General features: G+C 68.3%; 11 protein-coding genes and 3 pseudogenes. 8 read left to right on the top strand and 6 right to left on the bottom strand.

What is annotated here, in order from left to right; all coding sequences use genetic code 11:
• Nucleotides 1-41: 41 nt before the first annotated feature.
• Nucleotides 42-7,688, bottom strand: coding sequence for a type I polyketide synthase (locus tag GLP40_RS12370; protein WP_154788004.1), 7,647 nt, complete (start codon nt 7,686-7,688; stop codon nt 42-44).
• 357 nt (nt 7,689-8,045) lie between these two features.
• Between GLP40_RS12370 and GLP40_RS12365 the strand changes: the two genes are divergently transcribed.
• Nucleotides 8,046-8,927, top strand: coding sequence for a LysR family transcriptional regulator (locus GLP40_RS12365; RefSeq protein WP_154788003.1), 882 nt, complete (start codon nt 8,046-8,048; stop codon nt 8,925-8,927).
• A gap of 75 nt (nt 8,928-9,002) precedes the next feature.
• On the opposite strand, the gene GLP40_RS12360 is transcribed toward GLP40_RS12365, so the two are convergent.
• On the bottom strand, nt 9,003-9,848 hold the full coding sequence (locus GLP40_RS12360) for a hypothetical protein (protein ID WP_407671577.1): 846 nt from the start codon (nt 9,846-9,848) through the stop codon (nt 9,003-9,005).
• Nucleotides 9,849-10,034: 186 nt separating this feature from the next.
• On the opposite strand from GLP40_RS12360, the gene GLP40_RS12355 reads away from it, so the two are divergent.
• On the top strand, nt 10,035-11,225 hold the full coding sequence (locus GLP40_RS12355) for an acyl-CoA dehydrogenase family protein (protein ID WP_154788002.1): 1,191 nt from the start codon (nt 10,035-10,037) through the stop codon (nt 11,223-11,225).
• A gap of 22 nt (nt 11,226-11,247) precedes the next feature.
• Nucleotides 11,248-12,213, top strand: coding sequence for a TauD/TfdA dioxygenase family protein (locus tag GLP40_RS12350; protein WP_154788001.1), 966 nt, complete (start codon nt 11,248-11,250; stop codon nt 12,211-12,213).
• An 84-nt stretch (nt 12,214-12,297) separates the two neighbouring features.
• On the opposite strand, the gene GLP40_RS12345 is transcribed toward GLP40_RS12350, so the two are convergent.
• The gene (locus GLP40_RS12345; RefSeq protein WP_196054638.1) at nt 12,298-12,879 is read right to left on the bottom strand and encodes an ABC transporter transmembrane domain-containing protein; all 582 of its coding nucleotides are present in this window, start codon (nt 12,877-12,879) and stop codon (nt 12,298-12,300) included.
• Between the two features lie 40 nt (nt 12,880-12,919).
• Here GLP40_RS12345 and GLP40_RS12340 point away from each other — a divergent pair.
• Nucleotides 12,920-13,105, top strand: a pseudogene (locus tag GLP40_RS12340) (aminotransferase class V-fold PLP-dependent enzyme); the annotation flags it as partial.
• Nucleotides 13,106-13,235: 130 nt separating this feature from the next.
• Here GLP40_RS12340 and GLP40_RS12335 read toward each other — a convergent pair.
• Together GLP40_RS12335 and GLP40_RS12330 are read right to left on the bottom strand one after the other, a co-directional pair.
• Entirely contained in the window at nt 13,236-14,033 is a 798-nt protein-coding gene (locus tag GLP40_RS12335; protein WP_328290050.1) for an SDR family NAD(P)-dependent oxidoreductase, read from the bottom strand.
• A gap of 73 nt (nt 14,034-14,106) precedes the next feature.
• A pseudogene (locus GLP40_RS12330) lies at nt 14,107-14,768 on the bottom strand (nitroreductase family protein).
• A gap of 415 nt (nt 14,769-15,183) precedes the next feature.
• Between GLP40_RS12330 and GLP40_RS12325 the strand changes: the two are divergent.
• The 3 genes from GLP40_RS12325 (at nt 15,184) to GLP40_RS12315 (ending at nt 18,480) form a co-directional block, all read left to right on the top strand.
• Entirely contained in the window at nt 15,184-16,383 is a 1,200-nt protein-coding gene (locus GLP40_RS12325) for an LLM class flavin-dependent oxidoreductase (protein WP_154787998.1), read from the top strand.
• Between the two features lie 12 nt (nt 16,384-16,395).
• Nucleotides 16,396-17,775: an NtaA/DmoA family FMN-dependent monooxygenase gene (locus tag GLP40_RS12320; protein WP_154787997.1), complete on the top strand. Its 1,380-nt coding sequence runs from the start codon at nt 16,396-16,398 to the stop codon at nt 17,773-17,775.
• 168 nt (nt 17,776-17,943) lie between these two features.
• A complete protein-coding gene (locus GLP40_RS12315) occupies nt 17,944-18,480 on the top strand; it encodes a CYTH domain-containing protein (RefSeq protein WP_154787996.1) in 537 nt (178 codons plus the stop codon).
• A gap of 733 nt (nt 18,481-19,213) precedes the next feature.
• On the opposite strand, the pseudogene GLP40_RS33760 reads toward GLP40_RS12315, so the two are convergent.
• Nucleotides 19,214-19,532 (bottom strand): annotated as a pseudogene (locus GLP40_RS33760) (DUF3349 domain-containing protein).
• A gap of 338 nt (nt 19,533-19,870) precedes the next feature.
• On the opposite strand from GLP40_RS33760, the gene GLP40_RS12305 reads away from it, so the two are divergent.
• On the top strand, nt 19,871-21,340 hold the full coding sequence (locus GLP40_RS12305; RefSeq protein WP_230329536.1) for an ISL3 family transposase: 1,470 nt from the start codon (nt 19,871-19,873) through the stop codon (nt 21,338-21,340).
• Nucleotides 21,341-21,406: the final 66 nt, after the last annotated feature.

The following is a 21,406-nucleotide window of genomic DNA, read 5'->3' as shown; positions in this document are numbered from 1 at the left end:
AACAGCGTTCACAGCGGAGCCTTTCACGATTCGCGGGGAGATCAGGAGATGCCGAGCTCGGAGCCGATGAAGTCGATGAGATCGGCGTCGGTGGCGGACTCGGACAGGGCGGAGGTGGTTTCGAGTTCGGTTGCTGCGCCGCCGGACTCGCCTGCCAGCCGCCGCAGCCGGTCGAGCGCGGCCGCGCGATCGGCGGCCGTGAGCCCGGTGTCGGCCAATCCGGCGGCGATCCGCTCCAGGTCGGTGAGCAGGACGTCCAGCAGGGCCGGACGCGCGGGGACCACGGCATCGACGATGAACGCGGTCAGAGCCGAGACCGTCGGATGGTCGAAGACCAGGGTCGCGGGCAGATCGATGCCGGTGCGCTGCCGCAGCCGGTTGCGCAGCTCCACTGATGACAGCGAGGTGAAGCCTTGATCGCGGAGTCCACGGTCCGCGTCGACGGCGTGCGGATCGGAGTGGCCCAGCGCCGCGGCGGTCTCCTCCTGGACGAGGGCGTGGACGCGCCGCTGCCGTTCGGCGTCGTCGAGGGCGGCGAGCTGCTGCGCAAGCCCCGCCGGGGACGCGGGCTCGGCCGCGGGACGCAGTTCGGCGAGCAGGCGGGCATGCAGCGGATCGGCCGCCGCCCAATCGACATCGGCGATGACGATGTCGGACTCGCCCGCTGTCACGGCCTGCTCCAGTGCGGTGAGCGCCTGGGCCGGTGGCATCGCCCGCAATCCACCTCGGCGCAATTGACCCGCGGCCGCGCCGGCGATCCCCGCGCCCGCCCAGTGACCCCACGCGATGGCGGTGGCGGGCAGTCCGAGGCCCCGGCGGTGCGCGGCCAGCGCCTCGAGCACCGCGTTGCCCGGTGCGTAATTCGCCTGTCCCGGTGCCGGAATCACGCCGGTGACCGACGCGAACAGCACGAAGGACGAAAGCCCGAGATCACAGGTCAGCTCGTGCAGATGCAGTGCCGCGCCCACTTTGACCCGATGCACGCGTTCGATGCGCTCGCGATCGAGATCGTCCACCAGTCCGTCGTCGAGCACGGCGGCGGCGTGCACCACGTCGGTGAGCTGCCGGTCGGCCGGGATGCCGGCCAGCAGTGCCGCCAGCGCGGACCGATCGCCGACATCACAGGCCGCCACCACCGGACGCGCTCCGGCAGCGGACAATTCGGCGACCAGCTCTGCCGCGCCCGGCGCCTGCGGCCCCTGCCTGCTCACCAGGAGCAGATCGGTGGCCCCGTTCCGGACCAGCCGCCTTGCCAGCTGCGCGCCCAGCGCACCGGTGCCGCCGGTGATCAGGACGGTCCCGGTCGGCCGCCACCGGCCGCTGCCGCGCAGGCTGCCCGGACGCAACCGTTTCACCCAGGCTCGATCGGCGCGAATCGCGAATTCACGTTCGCCCTCGGCGTTCGCGAGCGCCCGCACGACCTGCTCGGCGCTGTGACTGTCAGGTGTGGCGGGCACATCGATGACGACACCCGCGCCCAGGCCGCCCTCGGTCGCCGCTGCGGCGGTGAAACCCGCGTGCCACGCCCCGGCCGGATCGATCCCGGCGACCGATGCGCCTGCGTCGTCGAGGACCACCCCCGCCTCGGTGAGAATCGCGAAAGCGGTGACTCGCGGTGTGGCGGCGGCGGATTGGGTCAGGGCCGTCGTGGCGGCGACGCGGTCGAGGTCGAATCCCGAATCACCGGCCGCCAAGGGCAGCAGCGAGATCACCGTGAGGGTCTCCCCCGCGGTTTCCTCGAGCGCCACTGTCAACGCGGATCTCGTTGCGGTCGAGGGGTTCACACGAAGCGTCGAGACCCGTGCGGTGCCCAGCGCCGCCCGCAGCGATCGGGCCCAATCGTCGGCGAGGCCGTCGTCGGGGACGACCAGCGCCCAGGTTCGGGCGTCGTCCGGTGCCGGCGCAGTGAGCGCGACCGGCTCCCATGCGATGCGGTGGACCCACTCACCGGGGAATCGATCGGGGAGAGCGCGGGCGGGCCCGGTCCAGTAGCGCTGTCGTTGAAACGCGTAGGTGGGCAGCGCGACCCGGCCGGATTCGGGCACGACCGCCGACCAGTCCACGTGCTGGCCGTGGGTGAACAGGGTGGCGGCGGCGTGCAGCAGGCCGGTGACCTCGTCGCGGTCGCGGCGGACCGCCGAGACCACGGTGATGTCCTCGAGTGCGCTCGACAGGGCCGGGGCCAGCACGGCGTCCGCGCCCAGCTCGACGATCACCCCGACACCGATATCGGCCAGGGTCCGAGCGGCGTCGGCGAAGCGCACCGTGCCGCGCAGGTGCCGCACCCAGTATTCGGGATCGGCGAGTTCGGCGGCGGTGCTCTCACGGCCTGTGTGGTCGGAGACGATGCGCGGGCCGGTAACCTCGCCGAACGTCAAATCCGCTACCACGGCACGGAATTCGTCGAGGACAGGGTCCATGGCGGCGGAATGGAAAGCGTGCGAGACCGCCAGCCGCTTCGCCCTCCGGCCCGCTGCCTTCAGCTCGCCCGCGACCCGGGACACCGGTGCGTCCGGCCCGGAGATCACCACTGCCCGAGGTCCGTTGACCGCGGCGATCGATACCGCGTCCGCCGTCGCGGAGCCGCTGATCGCGGCCAGCACGTCGGACTCTCCGGCCTCCACCGCGACCATCGCGCCACCCGCGGGCAGTGCGTCCATCAGACGGGCGCGGGTCGCCACCAGGCGAGTCGCGTCCTCGAGCGACAGCACGCCCCCGACATGCGCGGCGACCACCCCGCCGATCGAATGCCCCGCCACCGCGGCCACTTCAACGCCCCAGGATTCCCAGAGCCGATAGAGCGCGACCTCGACGGCGAACACCACCGATTGGGTGTACACGGTGCGATCGATGAGCCCTTCGGTACCGGGCTCGCCGAAGGCCACCGCCCGCAGCGGGAACTCGACGGCAGCACTGAGATGCCGATCGAGCAGCGCCACGGTGTTTTCGAAAGCTTCCCGGAAGACCGGGAACCGCGCGGACAACTGCCGTCCGGTACCGGCTCGCTGACTGCCCTGTCCCCCGAAAACGACGCCGACCGCACCACGTGAGCTGCCCGGGCCGGTGACGACCTGTGCTGCGGTGGACTCGCCCGCGAGGGCTTTCAGGCCCGAGCGCAAGGACACGTCACCGTCGGCGATCACCACCGCACGGGCCGTGAAAACTGTTCTGTGCCGGATCAACGCGGCGGCGATATCCGCGGTGGCCAGCACTCCCGCACCGGGATCGTGGGCGGCGAGCCGATCCGCCTGTGCCCGCAGCGCGTCCGGGGTCCGGCCCGACAGCACGAACGGCAGGGGCTCGGTCGTCGCCGCGGACGGCGCGGTGACCGCACTGCCGGGCGCTTCCTCCACGATCACGTGCGCGTTGGTGCCGCTGATGCCGAAGGACGAGATCGCCGCCCGCCGGGGTCGCGCGCCGCGCGGCCACGGCCGAGGTTGGCTCACCAGCCGCAGCGCTCCCGCCTGCCAATCGACGAACGGGGAAGCCGGTTGTGCGTGCAGGGTGGCGGGGATGATCTGATTTCGCAGCGCGAGCACGGCTTTCGTGATTCCCGCGGTACCCGCGGCAGCCTGCGTGTGACCGATGTTCGATTTCAGCGAGCCCAGCCAGACCGGCTCGGCGCGATCTCGTCCGTATACCTCCTGTAGCGCCTGAGCCTCGATCGGATCGCCGAGCGCGGTCCCGGTGCCGTGCGCCTCGATCAGATCCACCTCGGTCGCAGCCAGTCCCGCGTCGGCGAGCGCCGCGCGGATGACCCGCTGCTGCGCAGGACCGTTGGGAGCGGTCAGGCCGTTGGACGCGCCGTCCTGGTTCACCGCGCTGCCGCGCACGAGGGCCAGCACCTCATGCCCGAGCCGTCGCGCGTCGGAGAGTCTTTCCACCAGCACCACACTCACCGCCTCCGACCAGCCGGTGCCGTCCGCGTCGGCGCCGAACGCCTTGCACCGGCCGTCCGCCGCCAGGCCGCCCTGCCGCGCGAATTCGGTGAACATGCCGGGCCCGGCCATCACCGTCACGCCTCCGGCGATCGCGAGATCCGTTTCCCCCGTCCGCAGGGCGCGCACCGCCAGATGCAGCGCGACCAGCGATGAGGAGCAGGCCGTGTCCACGGTCAGGGCGGGTCCGGCCAGCCCGAACGTGTAGGACACCCGGCCCGACAAGACGCTCGGCGAGGTGCCGGTGAGACCGAATCCGGCTGCCGTGCCGGTGATCTCGTGCAGCCTCGGCCCGTATTCGGAGGGGCTCGCGCCGAGATAGACCGCGGTCCGGGTGCCGCCGAGTGATTCCGGGACGATGCCCGCGCGCTCGAACAGCTCCCACACCGATTCCAGGACCAGCCGCTGCTGGGGATCCATCGCGACGGCCTCGCGCGGTGAGATGCCGAAGAAGTCGGCGTCGAAATCGGCCGCACCGTCGAGGAATCCGCCGCGCGCGCCCGATCCGCCCAGCACATCGGAGAGGACGGCGAGGTCCCAGTCCCGGTCCGCGGGCAGCTCCGCTATCGCCTCACCGCCGGCTGCGAGCAGATCCCAGAGCGCCTCGGGCGACCCGTGGCAGCCGGGGAATCGGCCACTCACCGCCACGATGGCGATGGGCTCCGCCGTGGTGCCGGTGCGGCTCGAGCCCGCTGCGCGACTGTCGGTATCCGCACCGCTTTCCACCCGCGTGCTCCGAGCAGACACGGTGCGCAGACGATCATCGAGATGCGCGGTGAGCGCGCGCGGGGTCGGATAGTCGTAGACGGCGGTGGCGGTCACGGTGATGCCGAGGTCGCGGGTCAGCAGGGTCGCCAGTTCGGCCGCACCCAAGGAGTCCAGGCCCAGTTCCCGGTAGGCGCTTGCGAATTCGATCTGCTGCGGGTCACCGTGGCCCAGCACCGCGGCGGTGGCCGCTCGGACGATGCCCTCGACCGGAACGGCCCGCTGCCCGCCTGGCGGTGCGGGGTGAGGATCGGGCTGCGGTGCGGGCGTGACCGCGGAGGATGCGGATTCACCCCGCGGCGTGCGCTCCGCAGGCGTGTCGAGCCAATACCGTTCGCGCTGGAAGGCATAGGTGGGCAGCTCGATTCGCGCCGCAGGTGGAATGATCGCCGTCCAGTTGACCCGATTGCCGTTGACGTGGACGACGGCCGCCGCGGTCAGCAGACCGGTCACCTCGTCGCGGTCGCGTCGCAGTGCCGCGGTCGCGACGACACCCTCGGGATCGGCCAGCGCGGCCGCCACCAAGGGCGTGAGAACGGCATCGGCACCGAGCTCCACGAAGGTGCCCACTCCCGCGGCCCGCAGGGCCCGCACGGTGTCGGCGAAGCGTACTGTCCCACGCAGGTGACCGGACCAGTACCGCGGGCCGAGTTCCTGCGCCGTGCTGATCCGAACACCCGTCGCGTCCGAAACGAACACCAGTTGCGGTGCGCTCCAGGACAACTCGGTGATCTCCGCCTCGAACTCCGCGAGCACCGGATCCATCGCGGCGGAGTGGAAGGCATGCGACACCGTCAGGCGCTTCACCCTGCGACCAGATTCCGACAATGTGCCGGAGATCGCGGAGACCTCGGCTTCGGGTCCCGAAATCACCACTGCGCGGGGACCGTTCACCGCGGCCACCGCGACGATGCCGCGCAGACCGGCCGCGGTGATCGCCGACTCGACCTCGGCCTCGGTGGCCTCCACCGCCACCATCGCCCCACCGGTGGGCAATGCGCCCATGAGGCGGCCGCGTGCGGCCACCAGACGCGCGGCGTCCGCATGCGACAGGGCACCGGCTACATGCGCGGCGACCACCCCGCCGATCGAATGCCCGGCCACCGCCGCGACCTCGACACCCCAGGATTCCAGCAGCCGGTACAGCGCGACCTCGACGGCGAAGATCACCGGCTGGGTGTAGACCGTCCGGTCGATCAGCCCTTCGGTGCCCGGTGCGCCGAAGGCCACCTCGCGGACCGAAAACCGCACGGCCGCGCCGAGGTACCGGTCGAGCAGCTCGGCCGAAGCATCGAAAGACGCGCGGAACGCCGGGAACCGCTCGTATAGATCTCGCCCGGCTCCGGCGCGCTGGCTGCCCTGCCCGCCGAACACCACGCCGACACTGCCCTGCGCACCGGAACCGGTGACCATCCCGGCCGCCGAGCGCCCTTCCGACAGTGCCCGCAGACGCGTCACCAGACTGTCTCGATCCGCTGCGAGGATCACCGCACGCGTGTCGAACTCGACTCGATCACGCACCAGTCCCGAGGCGAGCCCGGCCAGGACGGGCGCGTCGACGGCCGCGAACTCGGCCAGCCGAGCACCCTGATCGCGCAGCGCCGGGCCGGAAGCCCCCGACACCACGAACGGCACAACCGCGGTGATACCGGACTCCTCGCGTCCCTCGGCAGCGAGAAACTGTCGCCAATCATCGGCGCCGGCCGGGGCCTGCTCGACGATCACATGCGCATTGGTACCCCCCATCCCGAAGGAACTCACCCCGGCGATCAGAGTGCGGTCCGGGTGCGGCCACGGCCGCGCGGCGGTCACCACGCGCAGGTGGGATGCCTCCAGATCCAGTGCCGGATCCGGCTTTTCGTGTCCGAGAGTCGGGGGCAGTTCACGGTGACGCAGGCTGAGCACCGTCTTCAGCAATCCCGCCAGCCCGGCCGCGCCTTCGAGATGGCCGATCGTGGGCTTGACGGATCCGACCAGCAGCGGATCCGCCGCGGCCCGGTCCCGGCCGAGCGTGTCGCCCAGCGCGGTCGCCTCCACCGGATCCCCGGCTCGGGTCCCGGTCCCGTGCAGTTCCACATACTGCACATCCCCCGGGCCGATCCCCGCCAGCTCCAGGGCACGCCGGATGGCCGCCGACTGCCCGGCAGCGGTCGGCACCGTGAACGACCGCCCGCCGCCGTCGTTGGACAGCGCGGTGGACCGGATCACCGCGAGGACCCGATCACCCTCCGCGACAGCACGTTCCACGGTTCGCAGCAGGAGCACCACCGCCCCTTCGCCGCGGACGTAACCGTCCCGGTCCGCGTCGAACAGCGAGGCCCTCCCGCTCGCCGAGACGCCGCCGAATCGTTCCGCCACCAATGCGCCGTCCCGGGTCAGGTTCAGGTTCACCGCGGCGGCAAAGGCCGAATCCGATTCGCCCGCAGCGAGACTCGCGCAGGCGAGATGAACCGCGGTGAGGCCCGAAGACTGGCCGGAATCGACGGTGAAGCTCGGTCCGCGCAGGCCGAAGGCGAAGGAGACGCGGTTGGCGAGCGTACCGCGACTCGAGCCCGTCAACGTATGCCGGGTGATCGCCTCCGCACCGCGTTCACCCACCAGCGCGGCGTAGTCCGAGGCCATCGCCCCGGCGAACACCCCGGTCGCGCCGTCCTGCAGCCCAGCGATCGGAATGTTGGCGTCTTCGGCCGCCTCCCAGGACAATTCGAGCAGCAGCCGCTGCTGCGGGTCCATCAGCCGAGCCTCGGCGGGCGAGATCCCGAAGAACGCGGCGTCGAAGCGGTCCACCTGACCGAGAAAGCCGCCGACCAGGCCCGCAACCTCGCCTCCGGCGCCGGATCGAATCGGACCGGGCGCGCCGATCGCATTCTTGCCGCTCTTCAGCAGATTCCAGAATTCGGCGGGATTGTCCGCGCCCGGAAGTCGGCACGAGACACCCACCACGGCAACCGCACGGGAGTCACCCGCATATCGAATTTCATTCACAGCAGATCAGATCTCCTTTTGAGCCGGAGAGAATTCGAGCACCACCCCCGCCCGGAATGCCCCGTGCAGCCATTGTGCGAGCGATATCAACGAACCACCAACCGGAGGTGTCAGAGGTCACACCTGCATCAATATCACGAATCTTGCTGTGCACCAGTCATTTTCGTCGCGCAATCGCGATCGCTGATATGACACCATCCAGAATTCCGATCGATTCGATTACAGAAGGTACGACCGAGCATGCGAGCCGCCCGCTCGAATTCATTGCAATCTCGGAGATTCAAAGGGAGGCAATCTGATTCGATCCAGGGTTGGATGGTCCTTCAGCGTCGACCGACCCGAAGGTGACTGTACGGTATGCCTGATCCGCTGGATTTGCTGCACCTGCGCACGCTCGTGACCATCGCCGACACAGGCGGCTTCCGGCGCGCGGCCGACGCGTTACATCTGAGCCAGCCCACCGTCAGCCAGCACATCCGCATGCTGGAACGTAGGCTGAAGTGCACACTGGTCGAAAAAGACGGTCGCACTTCACGTTTCACGCCAGAAGGGGAGCTCCTGGTGTCGGAGGCCAGACGGCTGCTGGCCGCCCAGGACCGGGTGTTGGAGCGCTTCGCCGAATCTCCGCGTCCGCAGATCAATATCGGTTCGACCGAGCACGCGGCCGACGGCCTGCTGACCGATCTCCTCGGCGTGCTGACCACCACCTACCCCGAGGCGAGCCTGCACTTCCGGATCGATCGCTCCACCGCACTCACCGATGCCGTGATCAAGGGCGTCCTGGACCTGGTGGTCGTCCTGGGCGGCAATACCGCCGAGCCGGTCGGAACCGAGGTGGGACTGCTGGACCTGCAATGGTTCGCCGCCCAGAACTGGCAGCTGCCGCCCGCGCCGGGACCGATTTCCCTCGTCGCCTTCGCCGAACCGTGCGGCCTGCGCCGCCGGGCCGTCCACGCTCTCGGTGAGCTCGGCTATGAGGTGTCGGTGACGGCGGAGTCCGGCAATCTCGACGGTCTGCTGTCGGCCGCGAAGGCGGGACTCGGGGTCGCACTGTTGCCGTTTCTGTCCGCCGGGCCTTGCGACCTGGCCGAGATCAGCCAGCTGCCGCAGGTGGGAGCAATCGATGTCCGCCTGGTCACCCGGCGTGGACTCGAAGACCATATCGAGGCCGTCGCGGTCGAAGCCATCACCGAGCACTATCGATCGATCTCGCGCGACGGCCTTCGCGGCGTGGCCTGAACCGCGCACCCCGCGACCCGCCCGTGCCAGAGCAGGACGGACCGCGAGCGTTCGTGACCGGGCGAGACAGGTGGCCTACTTGACCGGCGTGAACGGTGCGTTGATGGTCGTGAAGTACTGTGCCGCAGCGAGAATCGTGATCGGTGCGGTAATGAACAATTGCCCGATCACCGTGCCGAGGAACCCGACCACGGCCACTCCGCCGATGCAGCCGCCGACCGCTCCGGGCAGCCCGCCGAACAGGGCGGTCAGCGCACCGGTGAGAGTTCCGCCTACCACTCCGCCGATGACGCAGCCGATCGCGGCGCCGGCCAGGCCGCCGACGGCGGTGCCGATCGTCGCACCGGTGCCGATCGTGGTGACCAGCCGGTTCCAGGCCGCCTGTTCCCGGTCGTACTGGGTCTTGAAAGGCGCCTGATCCTCATAGGGCAGGGCCACTGGCCGATACACCGCGTGCGCGAGATCGAATTGCGGGGTGAGGGTCGCGGTTCGGTCCTTGATTTCAGCGGCGATCGGGAAGACGTAATCATCCACCCGGAAAGACAATTCGGTTCCCGCCAAGGTGGCGCCATTCGCCGCCTTCACCTTGAAGACGCCGTTCTCGACCACCAGCGAACCCGAATCGGTCACGATGGTCGTGCTCTCGTCGGTCACCGTCGCGTTGTAGGCGACGGCGCCTTCGTCGGCTTGACCAGGTGCGGCCCCGGCGATGCCGGTCCCCGCGGCCAGCGCGGCACTGGCCAGTACCGCAGTGCCGGCGAATTTCTTGATGCGCATGTGTTGCGTCCTGCTTTCTACTGTCGAATATGCGGACAGCAGCAAGCATTGGCCACGCACCGGTGGCAACGGAGAATAAGAATCAGGTTGATCAACAAAATAGATCGACTCTTCGATTCGATTCTTATCGGCGAATCCGATCATGAATAGCAGAAGCAGCCGACCCACCGGCGATCGAATACATCGACCGCCGAGAGTCCCCCATCATTTGACTCTTCGTGAATGGTTTGCTTCCACCGGCACTCGCCCCGTCCTAGCGTCGGCCTCGCCGCCGTCGCCCGCTTCCGGGTGCGGCAAGGCCATCGCCATCTCCCCGAAAGCAGTTGCGCCATGACAGATCTCGCCGTGGAACCCACTGATTCACCCGCTCCGGAGGTACTGACGCCCGGCGTCCTGCCCGAAGCACTGCTCCATCGTTTCCACGGTCGCGCCGCGGAATACGATCGCGACAATCGTTTCTTCGCAGAGGATCTCGACGAACTGCGGGAGATCGGATATCTGAGGGCGGCGATCCCGGTCAGCCACGGTGGACTCGGCTGGACGCTCACCGACTTCAACCGCGCTCAGCGCGCCCTCGCGTATTGGGCGCCCGCCACCGCGCTCGGTGTGAACATGCACCTGTACTGGACAGGTCCGCTGGCCGACCGAATCGCCGCCGGGGACACCACACTGGAGTGGCTCGCGCGTGAGGTCTCGGCCGGGAAGGTCATCGCGGCCGGGCATGGTGAGCGCGGCAACGACCTGGCCATCGACGATTCCACCACCAGCGCGGTGCCGGTCGACGGCGGCTATCTCGTCAACGGGCACAAGATCTTCACCTCGCTGTCCCCGGCGTGGGCCTGGCTGGGCATCCACGCTCGCGACGACAGCGATCCGGAGCATCCACGCATCATCCATGCTTTCGTACCCCGTGACAGTGCGGGCGTCCGCACCGTGGAGACGTGGGACACCCTCGGCGTACGCGCGACGGCCAGCCACGACACCGTGCTCACCGATGTGTTCGTCGCTCAGGAACACGTGGCCGAGGTCCACGAGCGGGGCGCGGAGCCCGGACCGTTCATCTCCTCGATCCTGCCGTGGGCGATCCCGGCGCTGGTGAACGTTTATCTCGGAATCGCCCGCCGCGCAGTCGATGTCGCGCTCGAATCCGCCCGGACACGCAATGTACTGAGCCTCGGCAACCGGCCCGTCGCGGGCAAGCCGTTCGTGCAGTATCACGCGGCCGAGGCCGAATTGGCGCTGGAGGCGGCCACTGCGCACCTCGATCACATCACCGAGGTGCTCGCCCGCGGTGACGACCTCGGGGATCGGTTGCTGCTGGCGCTGTTCGCGGTGAAGGAAAACGGCACCCGCACCGCACGCACCGTCGTCGATATCGCGCTCGAGATCGGCGGTGGCGGATCGATCCACCGCCGCAACGAATTGGAGCGGCTCTACCGCGATGTGCGGGCGGGAAGCATCCATCCGCCCAGCAGCGACAGCGTCCGCGAGTACATCGGCAACTTCCTGCTCGGCGAGTGAATCCGGAAAAGGAGTACAGGCAATGACATTGGCACACATCGACGACCGAGCGGCCCGGGAGGCCGACGCCGCGGCCACTTTCGCTCAGGCGGGAATCACCGTGGACAAGCTGGGCGAGCACATCGGCGCACGGATCACCGGCCCGCGGCTCGACGGTGGCATCCCCGCCGAGCAGGTGGAAGCGATCCGGCTGGCGCTGGCGATCCACAAGGTCATCGTGTTCACCGAACAGCAACACCTCGACGACGAATCGCAGTACGAATTCGCCCAGCTGCTGGGCACTCCGACCGAACCGCATCCGACCCTCACCTCCCTCGGCACCAAGCTGCTGACCATCGAAGGCGCCGCCAACAGCTGGCACACCGACGTCACCTTCGTCGACCGCATCCCCAAAGCGTCGATCCTGCGCTCGGTAACCCTCCCCAGCTATGGTGGAGCCACCACGTGGGCATCGACCGTCGCTGCCTACGAACAGCTGCCGACATCGCTGCGCGCGTTGACCGAGCAGCTGTGGGCCACCCACAGCAACCTCTACGACTACGTCGCCCAGTCCGGCCAGTCCAACATCGGCAAACAGTACGAGGAATTCACCAGCACCGAATACAAGACCCTGCACCCCGTCGTCCGGGTGCACCCGGAAACCGGTGAACGCTCGCTGCTACTCGGCCACTTCGCCAAGAGCTTCCGCGACCTGGCCACGCCCGAGTTCCACAGCCTCTACAACCTGCTGCAAGCACGAATCACCAAACTGGAGAATACATTCCGCTGGAATTGGCGACTCGGTGACGTCGCGATCTGGGACAATCGCGCCACCCAGCACTACGGAATCGCCGACTTCGGCGACCAGCAACGCAAACTGCACCGCATCACCCTCGCCGGCGACATCCCCGTCGACGTCAACGGCAACCCCAGCCAGGTCATCGAAGGCGACGCCTCCCACTACAGCGAAATCCAGTCCGCTTCGCGCCTCGACTTCTTCGCGGCCTGACCTGCCCCCTACCCTAGCCCACCCTCTCGGCCAGGACCCTGGATCCTGGCCGAGAGGACCGCCCTTGCGGCGCTGACCATCTGCTCACCGGAGCCGTGAAGCACACGTGATGTCTTCGTCGATGGGTGCGGTGAATCCACTCTCAGACAGCGCGGACCAGATCCGCCTTCGCCACCGGCGGTCCCGGCACCGCCGACAACAGCCGACGGGTGTAGTCGTGGCTCGGGACGTCGAGAACCCCTGTCGCGGGACCGGCATCCACAACCCGTCCGGTATCAGCGCCAGCGAGGCCACCAGAAGCACCACACTGCCCGCGACCAGCGGAAGCAGTTGCAGGAACATCTGAATCAGCGTCACATCGGTGATGGTGCGGCTGACCACCTGCCCGGTATAGAGACCCGCTCGCTGCCGCCCGTCCAGCCGCAGCAGCGCCGCGAACAGGTCGCGCCGCAGATCGTGCTGGACGTCCAGCGACAGCCGCGAGGCCCCGACCCGCCGCCCGTATCCGGCGGCGAAGCGGACGATCCCGAGCGTGAGCAGCGCCGCCACCCACGGCAGCACCGAATCAGCTGTCGCGGTGAGGGTGTCGACAATGTGGCGGACCAGCATCGACAGCGCCGCGGTGAGCAGGTTGGACACCAGCGCGCCCGCACACACCACGATCACGGTCGTGCGATGACGCGCACAGCGCCGCAGCAGATACCGCGTGTTCTCCGGCCACAAGCTGTTCGGCCCGACGGGAATCGGTGCGGTCTACGGCAAATCCGGAGTGCTCCAGGACCTTCCGACCCGGCAAGGCGGCGGGAACGTGATCAGCGACGTGACCGTGGAACGATCGCTGTTCCAGACCCCGCCCGGCCGATTCGAGGCAGGCACCGGCAATATCGCCGAACGAGGAGATCGACCGCATGATCACCGCCGTCGAGCAACTCGCCCGCGCGCGCCGGTGAACTCCCGCATACGCGGGTGAACCATGGTGGCCGGGCAGTACCCGGCCACCATGGCCAGTAGTAGAGCCGTGGTCAGTAGTAGACCGGACCCGGCACACCGCCGCCCGCGGCGATGGCATCGCCGGTAATGGCCACCGCACGGGGTGACGCCAGGAACGTCACCACGTGCGCGAGCTCTTCGGCGTCGATGATGCGCCGCAAGGAGTTTCGTGCCGCCTCTTGCTCCAGCTCGGCCACCGGCCGGCCGGTGCGAGCGGATTCCTGTCCCAAGCGCTCGGTGAGCCGCTCGGTCCGGGTGAGGCCGGGATGCACCACGGTGACGTTGACGCCGTGCGGCCCCAGTTCGTCGGCTAGGTTCTTGGTCAGTGCCGAGACACCGACATTGCGGATGGTCTGGGCGATCGAATTGGCCTGGCGGGCACCGAGTCCGCTGATATTGATGATCCGGCCCCAGCCCTGCGCCACCAGGTGCGGGGCGACGGCGCGGGCGGTGCGCAGATACCCGAGCACCTTGATCTCCACCTCACGGCGGACGACGTCGTCGCCGGTGGCTGCCAGGTCGGCGGGCGCGCCCGCGCTCCACGGCGTCGCGGCCGCGTTGACCAGGATGTCGACGCCGCCCAGCTCGGACACGGTGCGCCGGACCAATTCCCGTACCTGCTCGTCGTCACCGGTGTCGGTCGGCACCGCGATCACGCGCCGGCCCGATTCCGCGGCCACGGCACGTGCGGCGGTCTCCAGCGTTTCGGCGGTGCGGGCGGCGATCACCACATCCGCGCCCTCGGCCGCCAACCCGCGCGCCACCGCCAATCCGATGCCGCGGCTGCCGCCGGTGACGATCGCGCGTTTACCCTCGAGATCCAGATTCACCGGTCCAACGGTAATCAGTGGGCTCCCGGATCGGCACCGATCCCGCTCGGGCTGATCCGAATCCCGCTCGGCTTCAGCGCAGCGGGAAGCCCTGGGCCGTAAGGTGGTCGCGCAACCGATCGCGACCCTCTAGCGCGGCGGAGGAGCCCAGCCGGTCCAGCACCCGGCCGATCCAGGAATGCGCCAGGGTCTGCTCGGCGTAGAACGCGGCGACGCGCGTCTCGTACTCGCCGATGTGCTCGGCCTCACCGGTCGCGTCGTAGGTCTCCTCGTGCAGCACGACGGCCTGCGGCAGCCGCGGTTTGACGCGCGCGTCCTCACTCGGGTCCGGGATCCTGACGACGAGGCCGACCACCGCGAAAACCCCGGGCGGTAGCGATAATTCGGCTGTCACCTGCTCGGGGTTGTTGCGAATCGCACCGATGTAGACGGTGCCCAGGCCCAGGGATTCGGCTGCCGTGACCGCATTCTGCGCGGCCAGCCCCGCGTCGAGGAACGCCACGAAGCTCGACTCCAGGAAGTCGGCTCCGTCCAGTTGGGCCCCGCGCTGGGCGGCCAGCCCGCGCAGCCGGGCCAGATCCGCCGTCCAGACCAGCAGCACCGGGGCCTGCCGGATGTGTTCCTGATCACCGGCCAGGGCGGCCAGCCGTGCCTTGCGTTCGTGATCACGCTCCACACCTGCAGATTGGACGAGGTCGGCGCATACGGGGCGGCCGAGACGATCAGGCGCAGCACCTCGTCCGGCACTGGATCGGGGAGGTAGCGGCGTATCGAGCGATGCTCGTGCAGCACCCGCAGCAGCCGGGTTCCATTCTGGGGGTGAGGTCGGATCGAGGTCGCGATAGCGTTGCGCCACCAGCTGATCCGGGGAAAAGGCGATCTGAGTCATGTGCCGCGTATCGTGGCCGCCGCCGTCGCCCGAGTCCGGCATTGACCGCAGCTCGAGCCGAACACCACCAACCGTCGCGGAAAACTGAACGATTCGCGACGAGGTACCCCTCACATCGTCAATTCCACTGTACGCCAGGGTATTTCCACACGATCAGCCCGATCTCAAACATTGACCGCCCGACGGCCCCAGGCCAGGGTCGTGACGGGGGCGCACGCCGGTCCGGCGTGGCGCGAGGCACGAGAACGGAAACCGAGAACTATGGCGACACCATTGCACCTGGGCGCGGCGCTCGACGGCGCGGGCTGGCATCCGGCGGCCTGGCGAGAACCGAACTCCCGGCCCGCCGATTTGTTCGGCGCACGCTACTGGACCGACCTCGTCGCCACCGCCGAAGGCGGACTCCTGGATTTCGTGACCATCGAGGACACCCTGACCGTGCCACCGGCGCCCGACGGCGCGGTCGACCGGGTCCGTGCCCGCCTCGATGCCGAACTGATCGCCGCCCGCCTCGCGCCGGTGACCGGTCATCTCGGGCTCGTCCCGGTGGTCACCACCACCCACACCGAACCGTTCCACGTCTCCAAGGCGATCGCCACACTCGACTACACCTCGCGCGGCAGGGCCGGATGGCAGGTCCGGGTGTCCGGAACCGCCGCGGAAGCAGGCCATTTCGGTCGGCGCGACATCGAGGACCTGAGCACCGCCGAGCTGGCCGAGGCGGTCGCCTCAGGCCGGTTCCCGCCCGCAGTGAGCGAATTGTTCGACGAGGCAGCCGACGCAGTCGAGGTGGCGCGCCGATTGTGGGACAGCTGGGAGGACGACGCCGAGATCCGCGATGTCGCCACCCGGCGCTTCATCGACCGCGGCAAACTGCACTACGTCGACTTCCAGGGGCGCTTCTTCAGCGTGCGCGGCCCCTCCATCACACCGCGCCCGCCGCAAGGTCAGCCGGTGGTGACCGCACTGGCGCACGCGCCACTGATCTACGAATTCGCCGCCCGCGGTGCGGATCTGGTATTCGTCACCCCGACCCTCGACGAGGGGCCCGCTCCGCTGCTGCGTCAAGTCGCGGCGGCCGCCGAACGCGTCGGGCGGCTCGGTGAACCGCTGCGCGTCTACGCCGACCTGGTGGTATTCCTCGACACCGCCGACGCCACCGGTCCGCAACGACTCGTTCGCCTCGACACTCTCACCGGCAGCGAATTCCGTTCCGACGCAGCGGTCTTCGCGGGCAGCGCCGAAGCACTGGCCGATCTGCTCATCGCATGGCACGACGCCGGTGTGGACGGCGTGCGCCTGCGGCCCGGGGTGGCCGTCGATGATCTGAGCGCCATCGCCGAGGTCCTGGTGCCGGTCCTGCAACGCCGCGGCCGGTTCCGGACCGGCTATGCCGAGACCACCCTGCGGGGCCTGCTCGGCCTGCCCACCGTCGTCCCCAATCGATACGCGAACGCCTGAGCGAGGTCACCCATGAGCACATCCCGTAAGCAGGTAATCCTCGGCGCCTACCTCGGTGGGGTGAACCATCACACCGCCTGGTGGCATCCGCGGGCCGGCAGCCAGATCGACTTCGCCACCTTCGAGCACACCGCACGCACCGCCGAACGCGGCAGGTTCGACTTCTTCTTCCTCGCGGAAGGACTCATCCTGCGCGAGCGCGCCGGGCAGATCTTCGATCAGGACATCATCGGCCGCCCCGACACCCTCACCGTGCTGGCCTCGATCGCGGCGGTCACCGAGCACCTCGGGTTGGCGGGCACCATCAACACCACCTTCAACGAGCCCTACGAACTCGCCCGCCAGTTCGCCAGCCTCGATCACCTCTCCGGTGGGCGCGCCGCGTGGAATGTGGTCACCTCCTTCGACGCGTTCACCGGGCAGAACTTCCGCCGCGGCGGCTACCTCGACCCGGCCGACCGCTATGCCCGCGCCGAGGAAACCCTGAATGCCGTACACGCGCTGTGGGATTCGTGGAACGACGACGATCTGGTGGCGGACCAGAGCTCCGGCCGCTTCCTGGCCCGCGCCGACGCCGGGAAATTCGCCTTCCACGGCACCCAATTCGACATCGCCGGCCGATTCACCGTGCCGCGCAGCCCACAGGGGCGGCCGGTGATCTTGCAGGCGGGCGTCTCGCCGCAGGGCCGCGCCTTCGCCGCCGCGAACGCCGATGCCATCTTCTCTCCCTACGGCAAGCTGCCCGAGGCGGCCGAGTTCTACCGCGACGTCAAGACGCGCGCGGTGGCGGCGGGTCGCTCAGCCGACGAGATCAAGATTCTGCCGTCGGCGAGCTTCGTACTCGGAGACACCGAAGCCGAGGCGGTCGAGAAGTATCACGCCATCAGAAACGAACAGGTCACAGGCCAGACCGCGCTGATTCTGCTGGAGCAGATCTGGAACCGCGACCTGTCCGGCTACGACCCCGACGGCCCCGTGCCGACCATCGATCCGGATCCCGATGCCGCGCCGATCATCCAGGGCCGCGCCTTCGTTCACCAGGACCGCTTCGCCACCGCACGACGCCTGCGCGAGGTCGCCGAGACCAAGAAGCTGAGCCTGCGCGAGGTGGTCATCGACCAGTTCGAACGCGGTCCCCTGGTCGGCACCCCGGCCCAGGTGGCGCGGCACATCGACGAATTCGTGAACGACGACGGTTCCGACGGCTTCATCCTCGGATCCCACCTGGTGCCATGGGGTCTCGACGAGTTCGTCGATCGAGTGGTCCCATTGCTCCAGGACCGCGGCGTACTGCGTGCCGACTACACCGGAACCACGCTGCGCGACAACCTCGGACTGCCACCGGTCCGTTCCGGAACCTCCGATCGCCGGCACGCCGGCACCGCGAGGTGAACCCTGTCCGTGCTCGCCTCGCGCGCCAGCCAGTCGACGACATCCCGCCGCCAGGTCCCCGGACTGCGGCAGCACCGCCGCAGGACTCGCGTGTGTGTTGTGGTGGTGGATGATCCGGCGCCACCACCACAGATCCGACCGTGCGCGAAGCCCGATAGCCTCGCGAGCGTGAACGATGATGTGATGAACTGGCTGAGACGGCCCGGCCTGGGAAAATACGCCAAGATCGAAAGCGAGAGACGTTTCCTGCTCAGAAGTTTGCCGACCCAAGCCTCGGCCCCTCGGGTCATCGAGGATCGCTATATCCTCAGTACCCGGCTCAGATTGCGCCGCGTCGAGGTCGGCTCGCAGGTCGTCTACAAGTTCTGTCAAAAGGTTCGCCCGGACGAGAACACACCATCCACAGCTGCGATCACCAACATCTACCTCGACGAGGCCGAGTACGAAACCCTCTGCCTGCTACCCGCCGCAACATTGCGCAAAACACGCCACGTCTGGCAGGTCGGCCACCACACCTTCGTCGTCGACGAGTTCCACGGCGACCTAACCGGTCTGATCCTGGCCGAGATCGAGCTGCCCGAGGGCCCCTACGACCTGTCCCTTCCGGCACCAATCGGCAAGGAGGTCACCGAGGATGAGCGATTCACCGGTGGATACCTCGCCCATGCGACCTCCGACCAGAAAGCATCAGTTCTGGCATTCTGACGCCGCGCGCCGCAGTCGACCTCTGATCACCGTGTGCACCGACGCGGCGAGCGAGGCATCCAGACGACCATTGGTTCCGGTTTCGCAGACCGAGAGGTGGCAGCTGCTTCGACGTGCTCGGGGACGCGGTCCGGTCGACTACCGCCAAGGAAAACATCAGTGTACTGCTGACCTGCAGGGGCACGATACCGCTCACGGCGGATCCGAGGAGCCGCCCGGGTTGGCGAGGAGTTGGAACCGTGCGTCGTTTTTCGTGAAAGATGCAGCGAGCCGTTCGCGCAGCCAGCATGGCTTCATCGATGCGCGGTCCATCGCTCCAGGACGCGAACCAGCTCACGGTGTCGGGAGTGCCTGCGGGCCGGACGAACACATGTCGGTGGAAGTGCGCGACGCTGCGGCCCGTAATCGCGGATCGGTGCGCAGCGCGCAAGCCGCGCGCTGCACCGCCCATCCGATGGCAGCACCCTCGGCGTCGGTCAAGTCAGCCAAAGTCGCTGCGTGACGGACTGTTTCGACGAAGAGGTAGCCAGGCATCGGTACGCCCTCGGAGAGCGGACGGTGCGTCACCACCACCAAGCCATCGGATCAGATGACCGGGCCGATCAAGCGCCCCACGCCACGATGCTTTTCACAGATCAGACATTCGTTCCCCACCGCGCGACAGTACCGACAAACGCGGTGCATTGCCGCGAGCGGGACGGTTCGAAGCGGCCCGCGGTGCAGGTCACCATTCTCACGACGCCGACCCAGGTTCGAGCCAGCGCTCATCGATAAGCAAACCGCCCCTACGCAACTGGGCGCGTACCCGTTCCAGGTCGGACTCCCGCGGCATGTCGTGTGTCAGCCTGGTGATCAAGACACCCACGTCGACCTTGCCCGCGGGCAGCGCCCCGCGCTCGACGAGCGCGTCGACCCACCAACCGCACGTCGTCCTCGGACAAGCGCCGGGCCAGCAACGCGAACAACGGCACGTAATCACGCTCGGGCACACCGTCGGAATACCCCGCCCGCAACCACTCCACAATCCGGGTCACCAGACCAGACCATGACACTTCGCCTCGCCTCGCGCGAACACCCAGCGTCCAACACGTCGATGACCATAACCTCAACCAGAGGTACCAGCCAGAAAAACAACATCCGCGTGCAATGACCCACACCGCCCTGTGGTTCGTCACCGCCGACCTCACGGCGCTGTCACATCTTCCGCGCCCGCATCGAGCCGAACGACCGACGCGACATCCGCTGGTCAGTCCTTCGGATTGGGAGTGTCGGGATAACGGCTCTGTCGCACTTCCGGTGGTGATTTGGGGCGGGTTGACGGCATGATGCCTCGGTGGTTGAGGTGAATAGTGGTGTCCGACTGGCATTTTCGGGGCTGTCGCCGCTGGTCATGGAGGGTGTGGCGGTAGAGGGTGAGCGGGTTGTCGTGAGAGCCAGGACGGCCTCGTACCCGGCTGTGTGCTCACGGTGTGGTGCCGAGTCGGCGCGGGTGCACAGCTACCACGACCGGACAGTCGCGGACCTGCCGCTGGACGGTCGGCTGGTGTTCGTGCGGGTGCGCGTCCGGCGACTGATGTGCTCGACGCCGCAGTGCTGCAAGACGTTTCGCGAACAGGTTCCGGGCGTGCTCGAGCGCTACCAGCGCCGCACCGCCCGCCTGACCGGCCAGGTGCGGGCGGTCGTGCGGGAACTGGCCGGGCGAGCCGCGGTCCGCGTGCTCGCGGCCTTGCCGATTCGCATGTCCCGCGACACCGCAGTGCGGGTGTTGCTGCGCATCCCGGTGCCGCAACGGCCGGTTCCTCGGGTGGCGAGCGTGGACGATTTCGCAATTCGCCGTGGAAACCATTATGGCACAGTGCTTATCGATGCCGTCACCCATCAAAGGGTCGATGTGCTGCCGGATCGTCGGTCCGAAACGCTCGAGGCATGGCTGCGCGAACACTCGGGTGTCGAGATCGTCGTCCGGGACGGTTCGGCCGCTTACGCCGAAGCGATCCGACGGTCTTTGCCTGCGGCGGTGCAGGCCAGCGATCGCTGGCACCTGTGGCACGGCTTGGCCGGAGCGGTCGAGACCGCTGTCGCCGCGCACGCTCGATGCTGGGCGGCGGCCGGGCCGAAACGCCAGACATTGACCCGCGAGACAACGACTTTGGAGCGCTGGCATGCGGTTCACAATCTGCTCGACAACGGTGTCGGACTGCTGGACTGCGCCCGGCGTCTGGGCTTGGCGCTCAACACCGTCAAGCGCTACGCTCGCGCGGCCGAACCGAATCAGCTGCGTCGCCCGCCGCAATATCGTGCCTGCCTGGTGGATCCTTACCGCGACCATCTGCGCAGGCGCCGCGAAGCCGAGCCAGGTGTCCCGGTGCTGCACCTGTTCGGCGAGATTAAAGCTCTCGGCTATACCGGCGGCATCAATCTACTGCACAAATACCTCAACCAGGGCCGCGCCGAGGGCGACCGGCTGATGCCCTCACCGAGGCGGCTCACCTCCTGGATCCTGAGCAAGCCTGCCGATCTGCCCGCCGGGCGGCGCACCCACCTCGACGAACTCCTGGCCGCCTGCCCGGAGATGACCGACCTGGCCAGGCTCGTCGGCGAATTCGCTGCGATCATGACCGAACGGCGCGGCAGCGACCTCGACGCATGGATCAAGCAGGTCCGTGAAGCAGGACTCGCAGAGCTCGATCCTTTCCTGCGCGGCCTTGAAAAGGACCACGCCGCTGCGGTCGCCGGCCTCACCCTGTCCTACAGCAACGGGCCAATCGAAGGCGTCAACACCAAAACCAAACTGATCAAACGACAAATGTATGGCCGGGCCAGCTTCCAGCTACTTCGCCACCGCATCCTTCTGGGCTAGCGTCGATCACCACCGGAAGTGCGACAGAGCCGGGATAACGGCGGATCTTGATCTCGGTCCGATCGG

Origin of the sequence: Nocardia aurantiaca, assembly GCF_009708175.1 — a bacterium.
GTDB lineage: Bacteria > Actinomycetota > Actinomycetes > Mycobacteriales > Mycobacteriaceae > Nocardia > Nocardia aurantiaca.
The sequence above is the reverse complement of the archived record's forward strand: the minus strand, read 5'-3'. Positions and strand labels throughout refer to the sequence as shown.